The 15,476-nt window shown below is 61.3% G+C and carries 18 protein-coding genes and 1 pseudogene; 11 read left to right on the forward strand and 8 right to left on the reverse strand.

The window, feature by feature from the left end:
* Positions 1-63: 63 nt before the first annotated feature.
* From argF to queE, 5 genes are all read left to right on the forward strand, one after another.
* The gene (gene argF / locus B6S01_RS11405; protein ID WP_037467808.1) at positions 64-993 is read left to right on the forward strand and encodes an ornithine carbamoyltransferase; all 930 of its coding nucleotides are present in this window, start codon (positions 64-66) and stop codon (positions 991-993) included.
* Positions 994-1,137: 144 nt separating this feature from the next.
* A complete protein-coding gene (gene hslO / locus B6S01_RS11410; RefSeq protein ID WP_407695214.1) occupies positions 1,138-2,046 on the forward strand; it encodes an Hsp33 family molecular chaperone HslO in 909 nt (302 codons plus the stop codon).
* A gap of 132 nt (positions 2,047-2,178) precedes the next feature.
* The gene (locus B6S01_RS11415; protein WP_231568044.1) at positions 2,179-2,610 is read left to right on the forward strand and encodes a DUF3617 domain-containing protein; all 432 of its coding nucleotides are present in this window, start codon (positions 2,179-2,181) and stop codon (positions 2,608-2,610) included.
* 44 nt (positions 2,611-2,654) lie between these two features.
* A complete protein-coding gene (gene queC, locus B6S01_RS11420; protein ID WP_037467573.1) occupies positions 2,655-3,347 on the forward strand; it encodes a 7-cyano-7-deazaguanine synthase QueC in 693 nt (230 codons plus the stop codon).
* 10 nt (positions 3,348-3,357) lie between these two features.
* Positions 3,358-4,005, forward strand: coding sequence for a 7-carboxy-7-deazaguanine synthase (queE, locus tag B6S01_RS11425; RefSeq protein WP_037467571.1), 648 nt, complete (start codon positions 3,358-3,360; stop codon positions 4,003-4,005).
* Positions 4,006-4,064: 59 nt separating this feature from the next.
* Here the strand turns inward: queE and B6S01_RS11430 are convergent, their stop codons facing one another.
* The 3 genes from B6S01_RS11430 to lipB all read right to left on the reverse strand — a co-directional run bounded on the left by B6S01_RS11430 (position 4,065) and on the right by lipB (position 5,901).
* Positions 4,065-4,754 (reverse strand): hypothetical protein, encoded by a 690-nt coding sequence (locus B6S01_RS11430; RefSeq protein WP_037467569.1) that lies wholly within the window; start codon positions 4,752-4,754, stop codon positions 4,065-4,067.
* A 93-nt stretch (positions 4,755-4,847) separates the two neighbouring features.
* On the reverse strand, positions 4,848-5,138 hold the full coding sequence (locus B6S01_RS11435; protein WP_037467568.1) for a hypothetical protein: 291 nt from the start codon (positions 5,136-5,138) through the stop codon (positions 4,848-4,850).
* 58 nt (positions 5,139-5,196) lie between these two features.
* The gene (gene lipB / locus B6S01_RS11440) at positions 5,197-5,901 is read right to left on the reverse strand and encodes a lipoyl(octanoyl) transferase LipB (RefSeq protein WP_037467566.1); all 705 of its coding nucleotides are present in this window, start codon (positions 5,899-5,901) and stop codon (positions 5,197-5,199) included.
* A 76-nt stretch (positions 5,902-5,977) separates the two neighbouring features.
* Between lipB and B6S01_RS11445 the strand changes: the two genes are divergently transcribed.
* A complete protein-coding gene (locus B6S01_RS11445; protein ID WP_037467565.1) occupies positions 5,978-6,766 on the forward strand; it encodes a glycerophosphoryl diester phosphodiesterase membrane domain-containing protein in 789 nt (262 codons plus the stop codon).
* Here the strand turns inward: B6S01_RS11445 and B6S01_RS11450 are convergent.
* From B6S01_RS11450 to B6S01_RS11460, 3 genes and pseudogenes are all read right to left on the reverse strand, one after another.
* A complete protein-coding gene (locus B6S01_RS11450) occupies positions 6,748-7,347 on the reverse strand; it encodes a GNAT family N-acetyltransferase (protein WP_037467564.1) in 600 nt (199 codons plus the stop codon). The genes B6S01_RS11445 and B6S01_RS11450 overlap by 19 nt on opposite strands.
* Before the next feature lie 5 nt (positions 7,348-7,352).
* A pseudogene (gene hemF / locus B6S01_RS11455) lies at positions 7,353-8,215 on the reverse strand (oxygen-dependent coproporphyrinogen oxidase).
* Positions 8,216-8,226: 11 nt separating this feature from the next.
* Positions 8,227-8,685: a tRNA (cytidine(34)-2'-O)-methyltransferase gene (locus B6S01_RS11460; protein WP_037467805.1), complete on the reverse strand. Its 459-nt coding sequence runs from the start codon at positions 8,683-8,685 to the stop codon at positions 8,227-8,229.
* A gap of 210 nt (positions 8,686-8,895) precedes the next feature.
* Between B6S01_RS11460 and petA the strand changes: the two genes are divergently transcribed.
* From petA to B6S01_RS11490, 5 genes are all read left to right on the forward strand, one after another.
* Positions 8,896-9,462, forward strand: coding sequence for a ubiquinol-cytochrome c reductase iron-sulfur subunit (petA, locus tag B6S01_RS11470; protein ID WP_037467561.1), 567 nt, complete (start codon positions 8,896-8,898; stop codon positions 9,460-9,462).
* Between the two features lie 11 nt (positions 9,463-9,473).
* Positions 9,474-10,793 carry a cytochrome b gene (locus tag B6S01_RS11475; protein WP_037467556.1) on the forward strand — a complete coding sequence of 440 codons (1,320 nt, stop codon included), beginning with the start codon at positions 9,474-9,476 and terminating at the stop codon, positions 10,791-10,793.
* Between the two features lie 18 nt (positions 10,794-10,811).
* Positions 10,812-11,660 carry a cytochrome c1 gene (locus B6S01_RS11480; protein ID WP_037467554.1) on the forward strand — a complete coding sequence of 283 codons (849 nt, stop codon included), beginning with the start codon at positions 10,812-10,814 and terminating at the stop codon, positions 11,658-11,660.
* A gap of 85 nt (positions 11,661-11,745) precedes the next feature.
* A complete protein-coding gene (locus B6S01_RS11485) occupies positions 11,746-12,282 on the forward strand; it encodes an adenine phosphoribosyltransferase (RefSeq protein ID WP_037467552.1) in 537 nt (178 codons plus the stop codon).
* 73 nt (positions 12,283-12,355) lie between these two features.
* Positions 12,356-12,937, forward strand: a complete 582-nt coding sequence (locus B6S01_RS11490; RefSeq protein WP_051908423.1) for a 5'-methylthioadenosine/S-adenosylhomocysteine nucleosidase — start codon at positions 12,356-12,358, stop codon at positions 12,935-12,937.
* A gap of 674 nt (positions 12,938-13,611) precedes the next feature.
* On the opposite strand, the gene B6S01_RS11495 is transcribed toward B6S01_RS11490, so the two are convergent.
* Both B6S01_RS11495 and B6S01_RS11500 read right to left on the reverse strand, forming a co-directional pair.
* On the reverse strand, positions 13,612-13,848 hold the full coding sequence (locus B6S01_RS11495; RefSeq protein ID WP_081570376.1) for a hypothetical protein: 237 nt from the start codon (positions 13,846-13,848) through the stop codon (positions 13,612-13,614).
* Between the two features lie 173 nt (positions 13,849-14,021).
* A complete protein-coding gene (locus tag B6S01_RS11500; RefSeq protein ID WP_081570377.1) occupies positions 14,022-15,461 on the reverse strand; it encodes a glycosyltransferase in 1,440 nt (479 codons plus the stop codon).
* Between the last annotated feature and the right edge of the window lie 15 nt (positions 15,462-15,476).

Below are 15,476 nucleotides of genomic sequence, written 5' to 3' on the forward strand. Positions count from 1 at the left end.
CTTCTTCTGAAGAAAGAAGAGGGCTTCGACAGGCTCAGTCCGAACGGGTTGAAGGGTTTGATCATGACCAGACATTTCCTTAATCTCTCGGACGCCGGGGGCGATGCGCTCGCCACCATGATCGGCGACGCCATCGACCGGAAGGCCGCGCGCAAGAGCCTGCCCAAGGGTCAGGCCGATGCCGATGCGCCGCTCGCGGGCCACACGCTGGCGATGATCTTCGAGAAGAATTCGACCCGCACCCGCGTCAGTTTCGACATGGCGATCCGCCAGCTTGGCGGCACGTCGCTGATCCTGGATGGATCGACCAGCCAGCTTGGCCGGGGCGAGACGGTCGCGGATACCGCGCGCGTGCTGAGCCGCATGTGCGACATGATCATGATCCGCACCGACGATCATGCGAAGATCGAGGAAATGGCTCGCCATGCGACGGTGCCGGTCATCAACGGCCTGACCGACCTGTCGCATCCCTGCCAGATCGCCGCCGACCTGCTGACCGTCGTGGAACATGGCCTGGCGCTGCCGGGCAGCCAGTGGGCATGGCTGGGCGACGGCAACAATGTGCTCCATTCGATCATCGAGGCTGCGGGCCTGTTCAAGTTCGACGTCCGGATCGCCGTGCCGGAGGGCTATGAGCCCGATCACGCCTTCATTCAGGAAGCGCGGGCGCTGGGCGCTGGCATCACGCTTACCCGCGATCCAGTCGCGGCAGTTTCCGGTGTCGATGCCGTCGTCACCGACACCTGGATTTCCATGGGGCAGGCGCATGCCGACGAAAAGCTGAAGGCGATGATGCCCTATCAGGTGTCCGTCGACCTGATGGCCAAGGCGAAGCCCGGCGCGAAATTCCTGCATTGCCTGCCCGCCCATCGGGGCGAGGAAGTGGTGCCTGAAGTGATCGATGGTCCGCAGTCGCTGATCTGGGACGAGGCGGAAAACCGCATCCATGCGCAAAAGTCGGTTCTGCTCTGGGCGGCCGGGCGGCTTGGTTGAGTTTGGGGCGAACCGTCCTATCTAGGGGCGGATCGGCGCGAACGACAAAGGGGTTGCCTCATCCTGCAAGACGGTTTGCATGGCTGTCCGGTTGCGCCGAGTGGATTTTGACTTGCCCGCCCCGCGGGTTGCATGGAGCCTGAATTGAATTCTTCCGCTCATATCGATCAGGCCCTGGGCTTCACCATCCCATCGCGCAACGCGCGGGGGCGCGTCCTTCGCCTGGGGCCGGTGCTCGACGATGTTCTGGCCGCGCACAGCTACCCGCCGCCGATCGAGCGGCTGCTCGCCTCGGCGCTCGTGCTGGCCGCGCTGCTCGGCTCGACGCTCAAGGATGTGGACGGCCAGCTGACGCTTCAGGCGCAGACCGAAAATGGGGTCGTCAGCCTGCTGGTTGCCGATTACAAGGGCGGCGAAGTGCGCGGCTATGCCAAGTTCGATGCGGACCGGCTGGCGGAGATTGGCCCCGATCCGACGTTGTTCGGCCTGTTCGGCAAGGGTTATCTCGCCATCACCTTCGACCAGGCGGTGACCGGGGAACGCTATCAGGGCATCGTGCCGCTGGACGGCGAATCGCTCGCCCAGGCGGCGGAACATTATTTCTTCCAGTCCGAACAGATACCCAGCGTCGTCCAGATCGCCGTTCGCCACGAAGCGGGGCAGGGCTGTTTCGCTGCCGGCATGCTGCTCCAGCACCTGCCCGAAGGGGAAGTGGGGCGGGAACGGCTGCACACTCGGCACGATCATCCTGAATGGGAACATGTGCAGGCGTTGGCGACGACGCTGAAGGATGAGGAACTGACCGACGCAGCGCTGCCGCTGACCGACATCGTGTGGCGTCTTTTCCATGAGGAAGAGGTGGTGCGGGTCACCGAACCTGTCGATCTCGTCAAGGGTTGCCGTTGCGACTTGGCCCATATCCGCAGCGTCATTGGCCGTTTCCCGGCGAAAGAACGTGCGGAGATGGCGGACGATCAGGGCGTTATCGGTGTCGATTGCGCCTTTTGCTCGCGCCTGTTTCCGGTTTCGCTGGACAGTTTCGCGCAAGGCTGACACGAATTTATTGCGATATCGGAACGGGTTTTGGAGCGTCCAGCGGGGGCTGGCGCATCAATTTGCCGCAATTGAGGCGTATGGAGGCGGAGACGCGTTCATGCGTGCGGCAACCCGGTCATGGAGTTCGCGATGAAAGACGGGGGCTATCGAATGAAGACAGGTCGGCACGCCTTTGGCGCGGCTGTTGCCATGCTTATCGCACTATTGCCGGCCGGAACGCGCGCGTTGCCGCCGCTGCCGCTTCGCGGGCTTGAACCGGGGGAGTGGGAGCTGCGCGCCCGCCCGGAAGCGGGAGAAAAGGGCGATATTCGCAGAATATGCCTCACCGATCTGCGTCAGTTGATCCAGCTGCGGCACGCCCGCGCCAGCTGCAAAAGCCTGACAGTCGATGAAGGCGCAAAGCGGCTGGTGGTCAGCTATGATTGTGCAGGCGCAGGCGGCGGGCGCACGGACTTGCGGATTGAAACCCCGCGTCTTGTGCAGATACAGTCGCAAGGCATAGCCAATGGCGCGCCATTCTCTTTCAGTTTGGAAGGGCGGCGGGTCGGCGCCTGTCATTGACGGGCTCCCTTGCGTCAAGCCGGTCGGGGCGGTAGCGCGGAATCATGGCTGCCAATAATGGGAAATTCGCCGTCGTCCTGCTGTCGGGCGGCCTCGATTCGATGGTCGCGGGCGGACTCGCGCGGGAAGCGGGCTATCGCATTTTTGCGCTGACGATCGACTATAATCAGCGGCATCGGGTTGAATTGGGGGCGGCGGCCCGCGTTGCGTCCGCGCTTGGCGCGCTGCGTCATATCATCCTGCCGCTGGATCTCACCGCATTTGGCGGATCGGCGCTGACGGCTGATATATCAGTGCCCAAGGGCGGCGTGGGACCGGGCATCCCCAACACCTATGTCCCCGCGCGCAACACGATTTTCCTGTCGCTGACGCTGGGCCTTGCCGAAGTATCGGGGGCCAATGACGTGTTCATCGGCGTCAACGCGCTGGATTATTCCGGCTATCCCGACTGCCGCCCCGAATTTATCGACGCGTTTCAGAAGATGGCGGCGCTCGCAACCAAGGCTGGCGTCGAAGGTCATCCGCTTCGCATCAACGCGCCGCTCCAGCATATGAGCAAGGCGGACATTGTCCGCGAAGCGCATCGCCTGGGCCTAGACGCTGGGATGAGCTGGTCCTGCTACGATCCCGCCCCCGGCGACCTGCACTGCGGCCTGTGCGACAGTTGCCGATTGCGGTCGAAGGGATTTGAAGAGGCTGGCCTGCCCGATCCGACCCGCTACGCGACGAAGCCCTAGGAGCAGGCGGATGACATACGCCGTCAAGGAAATGTTCCTGACGCTCCAGGGCGAAGGAGTGCATAGCGGCCGCCGTGCTGTGTTCCTGCGCTTTGCCGGATGCAATCTGTGGACCGGCCGGGAAGAGGACCGGCGCAAGGCCGTCTGCCAGTTTTGCGATACCGATTTCGTCGGCACCGATGGCGATGGCGGCGGCAAGTTCGCCGATGCCGCATCGCTGGCGGATGCCGCGCTCGCTTTCTGGGGCGAAGGGCAAGAGGGGCGCTATATCGTTCTGACCGGCGGCGAGCCGATGCTGCAGATCGATGAAGCCCTGATCGACGCATTGCATGCGCGCGGTTTCACGATCGCGATGGAAAGCAACGGTACGATCGCCGCCCATCCCGGCATCGACTGGGTCTGCATCAGCCCCAAAGCGGGCAGTGAGGTCGTGCAGCGCAGCGGCAATGAATTGAAGCTGGTCTGGCCACAGCCGGGAATTGGCCACAGCCTTGCCGATGTGGCGGGCATGGAGGGCTGGGCCTTTGGCCATCTGCTGATCCAGCCGCTCGACGATCCCAACGCCCCGGCCAACATGCAGGCCGCGATAGATCTGGTGATGGCCCGGCCCCGCTGGCGCCTAAGCCTTCAATCGCACAAATATCTCGGGCTGCGCTGACTTTAGCCTTGGTTCCTGCCGCCGCCGTCTGCGTTGACGCAAACGGCGGCGGATGAAGGCTATTGCTCGCCCACCTTCTGGTTATAGGCTACTTGGCAGTTCGGCCGGATCTTGTCCTTCTTCCAGCATTTCTTGTCGAAGGACGGCAGCGTCAGTGAATAGGCCCGGCCTGGGTCGCCGTAAAATTGCTCGCCCGCAAGCACGAGCGACTTTTTGATGGAGCCGAGCCCGGTGCGGGCTACTTCATTCAGCGCGCCGCGATTGGCGAAGATCGCCTGCCGCCCGACCAGCGCCGCCGCCTGGCAGAAGCCGCGCTGCGCCTGCACCGTCGAATAGCCCGAATAGATGCGCGTGCCATATTTGTCCGCCGCCGTTTGGCCGGGCTTGCCCTTGCCCACGGTCCGCTGGAAATAGCCCAGCAGCACCGACTGCGCCGAGTCCAGTTCCGCATCATGATGCGCGATCATCGCATTATAATTGCTGATGGACAGCAGCGTCGGTTCGAACTGGCATTGCAGCGCGGCGACGTTCAGCGCTGCCCGCAGGTTCCAGACCAGCCCGGCGCGGATTTCATCCGCCGTTGCGCCCGGCAGGCCCAGCGCGGTCGCAGCTTCGGCGTCGGTCAGCGGCGGCGTGGCGAAATCAGGCGGCGACCAGAAGAACTGGGCGGCAGCCGGTTGCGCGATCATCGGCGCAGCGGCCAGCATCAACGCGGAACATATACGGCGCATGGTGGAACAGGATGTCATGACTTCCCCTTTTTGAACGGCGATCGGACAGGCGGTCTCTTATGATATGCCTTGCCAGCGGCGCCTGTATTGCGCCTGAACGCCTTGCTGCTTCTATTGATCCGAAACCACTTCCGTATCGCCCTGCGCCGCGTTGGCTTCGGCCTCTGGCCTCGGCGCGTCGGCGGCGCTGTTGTTTCCACCGGCAGAAGGCAGGGCGGCGGGCGGCGCTTCGCTCTGCACGCCATCCAGGTCCGTCATCGCGTCGGTGGCGGTGCCGTCCACGACTTCCATGTCCTTCATCTGCATCGTGTTGCTGGTCTTGTCGTCCTTGCCGCAGCCCGCCAACGTGGCGCAGCCCGTCAGCAGCAGGGCGGTAAAGATCATCCTCGCGTTGCCACGCATCCGGGTCTCCCAAACATCCTCATGCCCGGCGGCCCCCCACCCGGCGAAAGCGCAGACCCTAGCGGCCAGCCCCGCATTGCTCAACCCCCGCGCGGCAGCGGCCCAATCGGCTGAGAAATGCCGGAAAATGCGCCTTCAGCGCTGCGTCGAGCGTGGTCATTGACGCTGTCTTTTCCAGCGCGGCCAAGCTGGTCACGGGATATTCCGCCAGCCCGCACGGCACGATGCCTCCGAAATGCGACAGGTCGGGATCTACATTGATCGAAAAGCCATGCAGCGTCACCCAGCGTCGTACCCGGATGCCGAGCGCCCCGATCTTTGCCTCACGCCCGTCAAGGTCGTCGGTCCATATGCCGATCCGTCCATCGGCCCGTCGCGCCTCGACCCCCAGGTCGCCGAGCGCGTCGATCATCCAGCCTTCCAGATGGTGGACGAAGTTCCGCACATCCTTGCCCCGTTCACGCAGGTCGATGTTCAAATAGCCGATCCGCTGTCCCGGCCCATGATAGGTATAGCGCCCGCCGCGTCCCGCCTCATGCACCGGAAATCGCGGGTCGATCAGTTCCGCCGGATTGGCGCTGGTCCCGGCCGTGTAAAGGGGAGGATGCTCCAGCAGCCAGACGCGCTCCCCCATGCCGCCCTCGAAGATCGCCGCCGCCCGCGCTTCCATGTCGGCGAGCGCAGCGGGATATTCGACCGGCGCGGAATCCACCTGCCATTCGATCTGCTGTATGTCGGCAGGATCAGGTGAGGAGGATGACATGGCGCTTCCTTGACTTGGGCGAGGGGAGCGATCAAGTCTCCTCCTCGTTTTTCCGCACGAGAATTAAGGCGAAGATATGACGGTGATGTCGATCGGCAAGGCATGGGAAGAAGCGGTTGCCTTCGTCGCGCGCGAACGCAGCCTGCTGTTCCCGGTTGCCCTGTTGTTTGTCGCTCTGCCCGGCCTCATCCTGCAGGAAATGACGCCGCCCGAACTTGCCGGTTGGACGATGAACAAGGGGGCGATGCCCGATGTTCCGGTCAGCTTCTGGCTGTCGATGCTGATTGGCGTCATTCTCATCTGGTTTGGTTCGCTCGCCTTGTTCGCGCTGGCGCTGCGGCCGGGGATCAGCGTTGGCGAAGCGCTGCGGCTCAGCCTGTCGCGCTTGCCCGTGCTGCTCGGCACGGCTGCTGCGGTGCTCGGCCTGTTGTTTGTCATCTTGATCGTTGGCGCGATCGTCGTCGTCGCTTTCTCGATGGTGGCAAAACCTGCTGGTGCGGCGCTGACCATGTTGCTGGCGGTGGGTCTGGGCGGCGTGATGCTGTTCGGCAGCGTGCGGCTGCTGCTGCTTAATCCCGTCGTGATTGATGGGAATGAGGGCGTGGTCGCGTCGCTCCGGCATAGCTGGACGCTGACGCGCGGCCATTTCTGGCGGCTGCTGGGTTTCCTGCTGGTGTTGACTCTGCTGTCCGCCATCGTCGGATCGGCGGCGCAGGTGATCTTTGGCCTGATCGGTCGGCTTGTCGCCGGGGCGGATGGCGCGCGCCTGACCGGCGGCGTCGCGGCGGCGGCCGTTTCTACCGTGGTGCAGGTCTATATGCTGGTGATGCTCGCCCGCCTCTACCGTCAGGCGGAAACGCGCTGAGCCAGCATCGGTACGTGCGGCGCTGCATCGGGGCTTAGCAATCCCGCGAGCCGAGGGTCGGGAAAAATCTCCACTTCGCGCTTGAAGGGCACGAACCCTGCCCGGCGGTAGAAGCCGAGCGCGCCGGGGCTGTCGAGCGTGCAGCTATGCACCCACAAACGCGTCACATCCCTGCGCCAGGCGAGCGACTTGGCCTGCGCCATCAGCCATTTGCCAAACCCCTTGCCGGTCATTTCCGGGATAAGGCCGAGGAAGCTCAGTTCGCAGTCGGGCAGGTGACGGAAATCGAGTTCCAGCAGGCCCACCTCCACCCCGCGCGGGTCGGTGACGGCGAAAATCTGGACTGCGGGGTCATGGATGATCGCGGCCAGTTCAGCATCGCCCATCACAAGCCGGGAGAACCATAGCCACGGTTCCCCGACGCGCCGGAACAAAGCGCGGTAGGCGTCCGGCGCGGGCTGTTTCCATGGAACAAGCCGCAGCGGCGCGGGCGGGATCGGCGCGGGCCGGGGGCGTTCCACCATCTCCAGATGCGTGACGACCGTCGCGATCTGGTCATTGGCGACCGGCGTCAGGCTCATGACCTTTAGCTCCAGCTCGCCATCGGCGGCAGGCTCATCAGGATGGCGTCGATATTGCCGCCGGTCTTCAGGCCGAACAGCGTGCCCCGGTCATGCACCAGGTTGAACTCCGCGTAGCGACCGCGCCATTCCAGCATCGTCCGATAGTCCTCGTCATTCCAGCTTTCGTTCATCCGCCGTCGCACGATGGGCGGAAAGGCGTTCAGGAAGGCATCGCCGACCGCGCGGGTGAAGGCGAAGTTGGCATCGAACCCGGCATCGTCGGCGCACTCCAGATGATCGTAGAAAATGCCGCCGACGCCGCGATGGACGCCCCGGTGCGGAATGAAGAAATAATCGTCGGCCCATGCCTTGAACCGGGGATAATAGTCCGCGTCATGCGCGTCGCATGCGGCCTTCAGCACGGCATGGAAATGGGCCGTGTCTTCTTCGCGGGGGAGGGGGGGTTGAGATCCGCGCCGCCGCCGAACCAGCTTTTGGACGTGACCAGATAGCGCGTGTTCATATGTACGGCCGGCACATGCGGATTGGCCATGTGCGCGACCAGGCTGATTCCGCTGGCGAAAAAGGCCGGACTGTCCGCCGCGCCATGAATGGTCTTGGCGAATTCCGGCGCGAACTCCCCCGCGACGGTCGATACGTTGACGCCGACCTTTTCGAATATCTTGCCCTTCATGACGCCGCGGACGCCGCCGCCGCCTTCGCCGGGGTTCAGGCCGGGCGCCTCGCGATCCCATGGGGTGTAATCGAAGGATGCATCGCTGCCAGCTTCGCGCTCGATCGCCTCGAACTCGGCGCAGATGCGGTCGCGCAGTGATTCGAACCAGGTACGGGCGGCTTGCTGCTGGGGATTGAGCGCCAAGGTCATGTCATTCTCTGTCATTGTGGAAACTGGCCGGTCTGGCGAAGGGCTTCGGCGACGGCGATGCCCGTCGAAACGGCAATGTTCAAGGACCGAAAGCCCGGCGCCATCGGGATTCGCACGCGCAGATCCGCCATGTCGCGCACCGCGTCCGGCACGCCCGCGCTTTCCGACCCCATCAACAGGATGTCGTCATTCTGGAATTTCACCTCCGGCAGGGGCTGCGAGGCATGGCTGCTCATCAGCACCAGGCGGCGGCCCTGCGCACGGCGAAGCTCGTCAAACGCCTGGAAATTGGCGTGCCGCGTCACTTCGGCGGCGGCGCCATAATCCATCGCGGCGCGTTTCAGCCGGGCGTCTGAGAAGGCGAATCCCATCGGCATGATGATGTCCACAGGCACGGAAAAACAGGCCGCAAGGCGCAATATGGCGCCTACATTTCCCGCAATCTCGGGTTGATAAAGAGCGATACGCATGCCCCGCGCATAAAGCAGCATGGCAAATTGTCATAGCCATGGCCAAATTGCTGTTGGCAAAGAAGCTGCAGTGGGGCTATCAGGCCCCCGAACCACGCCAGGGGGAAAGGCGGGGCCCCAATTCTGTGGGCGCCGTGGCTCTCTCGATAATCAGGGCCGGAGACGGCAATGCGGCGGGTAACAGGGACGTCTTTGCAAGGGTTGAGGTGCATGGCGAGCGTTGAACATACGGACAGCCAAGGTCTATCCGGCGGAGATGGAGTGCGTCGTCGCGACTTCATCAATATCGCCGCAGTAAGCTTCGCGGGGGTCGGGGCCGTCGCCGTCGTCATTCCGCTCGTCGATCAGATGAACCCCAGCGCGGACGTGCTGGCGCTTGCATCGACAGAGGTCGACATCTCGTCGATCCAGCCGGGTCAGGCGATCAAGACGACCTTCCGCTCGCAGCCGCTTTTCGTGCGTCACCTGACCGAAAAGGAAATTGCCGAGGCGGACAAGGTCGATGCTTCGGGCCTGCGTGATCCCCAGACGCTGGAAGAGCGCACGGTGGATGGCAAGAAGAACTGGCTCGTCACCATGGGCGTTTGCACCCATCTGGGTTGCGTGCCGCTCGGTGCCGGCGAAGGTGAGAACAAGGGCGAGTTTGGCGGTTATTTCTGCCCATGCCACGGTTCGCACTACGATACGGCCGCCCGCATCCGCAAAGGCCCCGCGCCCAAGAACCTGGAAGTGCCGAAGTTCAGCTTCACTTCCGACACTGCCATTCTCGTAGGCTGAGGTAAGAAACCATGAGCTTTCCCTGGGCTGAGCATTATTCTCCCAAGCATCCCGCGATGCAGTGGATCGACGAGAGGCTGCCGCTTCCGCGCCTCGTCTACAACGCGATCGGCGCCGGTTATCCCGTGCCGCGCAATCTCAACTATTTCTGGAACTTCGGTGTTCTCGCTGGCCTCGCTCTGGTGATCCAGATCGTTACCGGCGTGATCATGGCGATGCATTATGGCGCCAACACACTGGTCGCTTTCGGCACCGTTGAACAGACGATGCGTGACGTCAACGCAGGCTGGCTGATGCGCTATGCACATGCCAACGGCGCGAGCTTCTTCTTCATCGTCGTCTATCTCCACATCTTCCGCGGCCTTTTCTACGGCTCCTACAAGGCGCCTCGCGAAATGGTCTGGCTGCTCGGCCTCGTCATCTTCCTGCTGATGATGGCCACCGCGTTCATGGGTTATGTGCTTCCCTGGGGCCAGATGTCCTATTGGGGCGCGAAGGTGATCACCGGACTGTTCGGCGCGATCCCGGTCGTGGGCGAACCGATCCAGACCTGGCTGCTCGGCGGCTTTGCTCCTGGCAATGCGTCGCTCAACCGGTTCTTCTCGCTGCACTTCCTGCTGCCCTTCGTCATCGCCGCAGTCGTGATGCTGCATATCTGGGCGCTGCACATTCCGGGGTCGTCGAACCCGACCGGCGTAGAAGTGAAGGGGCCTCAGGACACTGTGCCCTTCCATCCCTACTACACCGCAAAGGATGGTTTCGGCGCGGGTGTGTTCCTGATCGCCTTCTCGATCCTGCTGTTCTTCGCGCCGAATTTCCTCGGCCACCCGGACAATTATATCGAGGCGAACCCACTTTCGACGCCGGCGCATATCGTGCCCGAATGGTATTTCTGGCCCTTCTATGCGATCCTGCGCGCCTTCACCGTCGACTTCTTCTTCATTCCGGCGAAGCTGCTGGGCGTGCTGGCGATGTTCGCATCGATCCTGCTGCTCTTCTTCTTGCCCTGGCTGGACACATCGCCCGTGCGCTCGGGCAACTATCGCCCGACCTTCAAGAAGTTCTTCTGGATCCTGATCATCGACGTCGCGATCCTGGGCTATTGTGGCGGTGCGCCGGCGGAAGAGCCCTATGTGATGATCTCACAGATCGCTTCTGCCTATTATTTCGCACACTTCCTGATCATTCTGCCGCTGATCTCACGCTTTGAACGGCCGCTGCCGTTGCCGGGCTCGATCACCGAAGCGGTACTGGGCCGTGACCACATCAAGGGCGAACAGGACGCGCTTCCCGGCATGGGCAGCGATCCGCAGCCGTCGAACGCCGGCTAAGAGGGGGATAAGAGTAACATGGTTCGCATCGGCGCATTTCTCGTCGGCCTCTTCTTTGCTGGCTGGCTGCTGATCTCCTTTCTGATGGGCGCGGCGGCTTATGTCTCCGAACCGCCAGCCAAGACGGTCGAGCATGAGTTTCACGAGCATCCCAAGAAGGTCGATTTTTCCTTCAACGGTCCTCTGGGCAAGTTCGATCAGGCGCAGCTGCAGCGTGGCTTCCAGGTGTTCAAGGAAGTCTGTTCGGCTTGCCACAGCCTGAAGTTTGTCGCTTTCCGCGATCTTGCCGGCATTGGTTACAATGAAGCGGAGATCAAGGCGATCGCCAAGCAGTGGGCGATCAAGACGCCCGACGTCGACCCCAAGACGGGTGAGATGTCGACGCGCGACCCGGTCCCCGCGGATTATTTCCCCAAACCCTTCGCGAACAATGTCGCGGCGGCGGCGGCGAACAACAATGCGATCCCGCCGGATCTCTCGCTCATGACCAAGGCGCGCCACGACGGGTCGGCCTATGTCTACGCGCTGCTCACGGGCTATCAGGCGCAGCCGGCTGAATTGCTCAAGCATTTCCCGGATGCCAAGACGCCTGAGGGGCTGCACTACAACCCCTATTTCGCCAACCTGAACCTCGCCATGGCGCCGCCCCTGACGGCAGAGGGTCAGGTCACCTATGGCGATGGCACCAAGGCAACTGTCGACCAGATGTCGCAGGATGTGGCCGCGTTCCTGACCTGGACCGCTGAGCCGAAGCTTGAAAACCGCCGCCGCGCGGGTCTGGCGACGATCATCTTCCTCCTGATCGCGACGGGGCTGGCCTACATGTCCTACCAGAATATCTGGGCTGACAAGAAAAAGGCCGCCTGATCGCGGACTGAGGCTGGACAAGGAAAATGGAAGGGGCGCGGTTTCATCAGGGAGCCGCGCCCCTTTTTCTTGTAAGAGGGTTTCGATGAGCACCGTCGATCTTGCCGCGTTGGTTCGCACCATCCCGGACTTTCCAAAGCCGGGAATCCAGTTCCGCGACATCACCACGCTGCTCGCCGATCCGGCGGGCTTTGCCGATCTGATCGCGCGCTTGGCCCGGATCGCCCGCCCGCTGGATGCAGACCTGATCGTGGGCATTGAAGCGCGAGGCTTCATTCTGGGCGCGGCGCTCGCCAATGCGCTCGGCCTGGGCTTCGTGCCCGTGCGCAAGGCTGGCAAGCTGCCCGGCAAGACCGTGGGCGTCGATTATGTTCTGGAATATGGGACCGATCGTCTCGAAGTGCATGAAGGCCAGCTCGCTCGGGGCGCTCGAGCCATTCTGGTCGATGATCTCATAGCAACGGGGGGCACGGCCCTTGCCGCCGCGCAGCTTGTGCGCGAGCAGGCCGCCACAGTTCTCATGGCCCTGTTTGCCATTGACCTCCCCGATCTCGGCGGCCGGACAGCGCTTGAGGCAAAGGGCATAGCTACCTCCGCCATCCTCGCCTTTTCCGGCGAGTGACGCTGTCGTCGTGCCGCCCACGCCTCTGGACGTTCGTTGCGAGACGATTGCAGGCAAGCGCGTTCTGTTCGTCATGGCGATCGAGGACGAATATGGGCCGCATCTAAGATCTCGTTTCACCCCGCTGATGACCGGCGTCGGCCCCGTGGAGGCCGCCATCACGACTGGCCTCGCGCTCCACCGTCTCCATGATGCGAAGATGCTGCCGGATCTGGTCGTGTCCCTAGGCTCGGCCGGATCGCGCGCATGTGAATTGGGTGAAGTCTATCAGGTGGCCAGCGTCTCCTGGCGGGACATGGACGCCTCGCGCCTGGGCTTCGCAAAGGGTGTCACGCCCTTTATCGATCATCCCGTCGATCTGCCCCTCCATGCACCCCTGAAATTGCCCAGCGTGCGGCTATCGACAGGCGCTAACATCGTCGGCGGCGACGATTACGCGTCGATCGACGCCGATATGGTCGACATGGAAACCTTTGCCATAGCGCGCGCGTGTCAGCGCTTCGCGGTGCCTCTGGCAGGGTTGCGGGGCGTTTCCGACGGGCCGGGAGAGCTCAACGATATGCTGGGTTGGACGCAACTGCTCGCCCTGCTTGACGAGCGCTTGGCGGTCGCAGTCGATTTGTTGGCGGATGCCCTCGGGCCATCTCATCGCTGACGGCTGGGCCAAAAGCATTTTCGAAGCGACCGGCAGCCCGCTGGCGCTGAAAATGCGAAAAATGAGAGACCCGCAAAGCATCGCGCTGAACTGTGATCGAGATGTTCATCATCTGGGAGCATCTGCAGTTTCATTCGCACCAATCAGGTACTGAATGGACGATAAACCAAAAAATCCAGTCAAAACGTTGATTTAACAGGATTTTCTATGGTGTGTGGCAAGGATTGAACTTGCGACCCCTACGATGTCAAGGCGACGGGCGCGAGGAGATTCCGGCTGTGAATTCAAAGCAATAAAGTGGCAGCCAGGAGCGCCTGCCCGGAATCTGCCCAACTTTGTCGCTGCCATCGCTCCCACACCTTCAGGATCGCATCCGGGCTACGGCAGGTCAAGCGCGCAGCTGGCCTGAGCATCGGCAGTTTGACCTGCTCCGCTGATTGTTATCGTTCAGAAGGAAGAGCCACGCTCCGCATGATACTTTGATGGGATAGCAACGTGCAAGGGAGCCCTGTTCCCTTGCACCTTGGCCGACGACCTCAACTGAGGTCCTCCGTCGGACTGACCCGGCGGCGATTTTCAGTTGAGGAATTCGACCGACACGCAAGGTAGCTACTTTGACATAGAGGGCGTTCGATTGAGTTGCGGCCGCATCTGTTGCGGCCGGCCTACGCTTGTCATGCGGCAGATAGATCTCGTTCGTCGATACCGCGAGCATTGACTATTTTGAATCGCCTCTCCCATGCATCCTGGGTGGTCATGGACTGGCCACTCCTGCGGTAGGCTTCTTTTTGTGCCGCATAGTTGTCGAGCAACTGCTTCATCACGATCTTGAACCGCCGTCGATTGGCAAAATAACGCGCCTTGTTGATCCGGCAAATATAGCCTGTCCGAGAACCCGCGTCGAAAGTCACTGACCAGCGGCGTCGGAAGCTGTCCCGGGGGTTAGCGCGCACGTCGAGCGGAAAGAGAACGCCTTTGGAATAAAAGAACTTCTCTGGAAGAATATGCCCGTTGAAGCTCAGTTTGCGCCAAAGGGCGCGCCACTTGCCTCTATTGCGCTTGGGCGAATGGGCAGCTGTATCGTTTACGGCAAATTCCAGGGGGTGATGAGCTTTTCTTCGACGGTAAGCGCTGCCAGGTCGGCCCTGCGCTGCGCCATATCCAGATTATCTTCCCAGAACCGCTCGCCTTTCAGGACATCTTCCATCGCCATCAACAGAGCTTCGGCCGACTCATAATGATAGGCATCGTTGAACCGATCAAAATATCCACGCATCATGTCGTGTAAATCGGCTTTGCTCAATTCAAGCCGCTCGAACATCAAATGCGCCACCAGATGATAGCGCATGTCCAGATAAACCGTCATCGGCGACTGCTTGGCGAAGAAGTCTTCTTGGTGGCTAGCGATCCCCGGCACATTTAAGATTCTGAAATCATTCGCCAGAGAGAAACAGATGTCATCTCCACGAACAAAGAAAGGAAAAGGCCAAGTTTTTGTTGCAGCTATAGGAAAGCAAAAATACCACCACCCGCCATAGCGGTTCTCCATCGATCCAATCTGTGATGTGGCTACGACTTCAGGAAATTGGCGTAGATCCCGTCCGTTATGAATGGGCATGCAGCGTCTATTGAACGTGGCGCTGGCTTCCCACATACGCCATTTATGAGATTCGGTGATCATTGATCCGCTTATCGCCAACGCGGGATCTGCAGCATAGCGCAGGATCGCCATCGTGCGCCGCAGCGTTTCGGGAAAGAAAACGGCATCGTCATCCATGAACAGAACGTGCGTGGACGTTCGGTCCTTCACCGTTTCCAAAAGTCCCCGCGTAAACCCGCCAGCGCCGCCATAGTTGCTGTTTTTGATAACCCGGCCATTGGAAAAACCGATGCTATCGGTGTCTCCGCCATTATCAATGACTAGCAGATTGAAATCATCGCGGAGGTCCAGGTTGGCTGCGAAATAATCCTCCAATCGTTTCGCAGTTTTCTGAACGGCGTCGTTTCGCTTGAAGGTTGTGATGACCCCTGTCATCCTGATCTTGTTGCGCACAGCGCCGGCAATCACATAGTCAATTGACCTGATTGTCAGATCATCGATCGCGACGAAACGGGCGTAGATCAGTCCTTCGAGCGGGACCTGCGGAACTTCGATGATTTTTGTCGTGCCGTCGGCATCCAGGATGGTGTGGAAAAGATGCTGCCGGCTTTGGTTGGGGCGTACGAGGATCAGTTCGAAGATGCACTTGCCCCGCGTCGCTACATGAACCTCCAGTCGGTTGGATGGCTGCAGGTCGAAAGCATAGGATGGAAATGCGTTGAAATAGCTATCGAAGCGGATTTCTGCGCGCGGCAGAGCATAGAAATTTCCGGAATTCTGATCGAAGCCGGCCATCCCCCGACGATGGAAGAACAAATCCTGCTCATTGTTTATGACAGCGTCTGGGATCATCAGTTTTTGAACAACATGGCGACTCTCGTGAAGCGCACGGAATTCATTCTGCTCGCCTAAATTTTGAATCACATTTATCTCCGCGAC

It is taken from the genome of Sphingobium herbicidovorans, assembly GCF_002080435.1.
Classification (GTDB): domain Bacteria; phylum Pseudomonadota; class Alphaproteobacteria; order Sphingomonadales; family Sphingomonadaceae; genus Sphingobium; species Sphingobium herbicidovorans.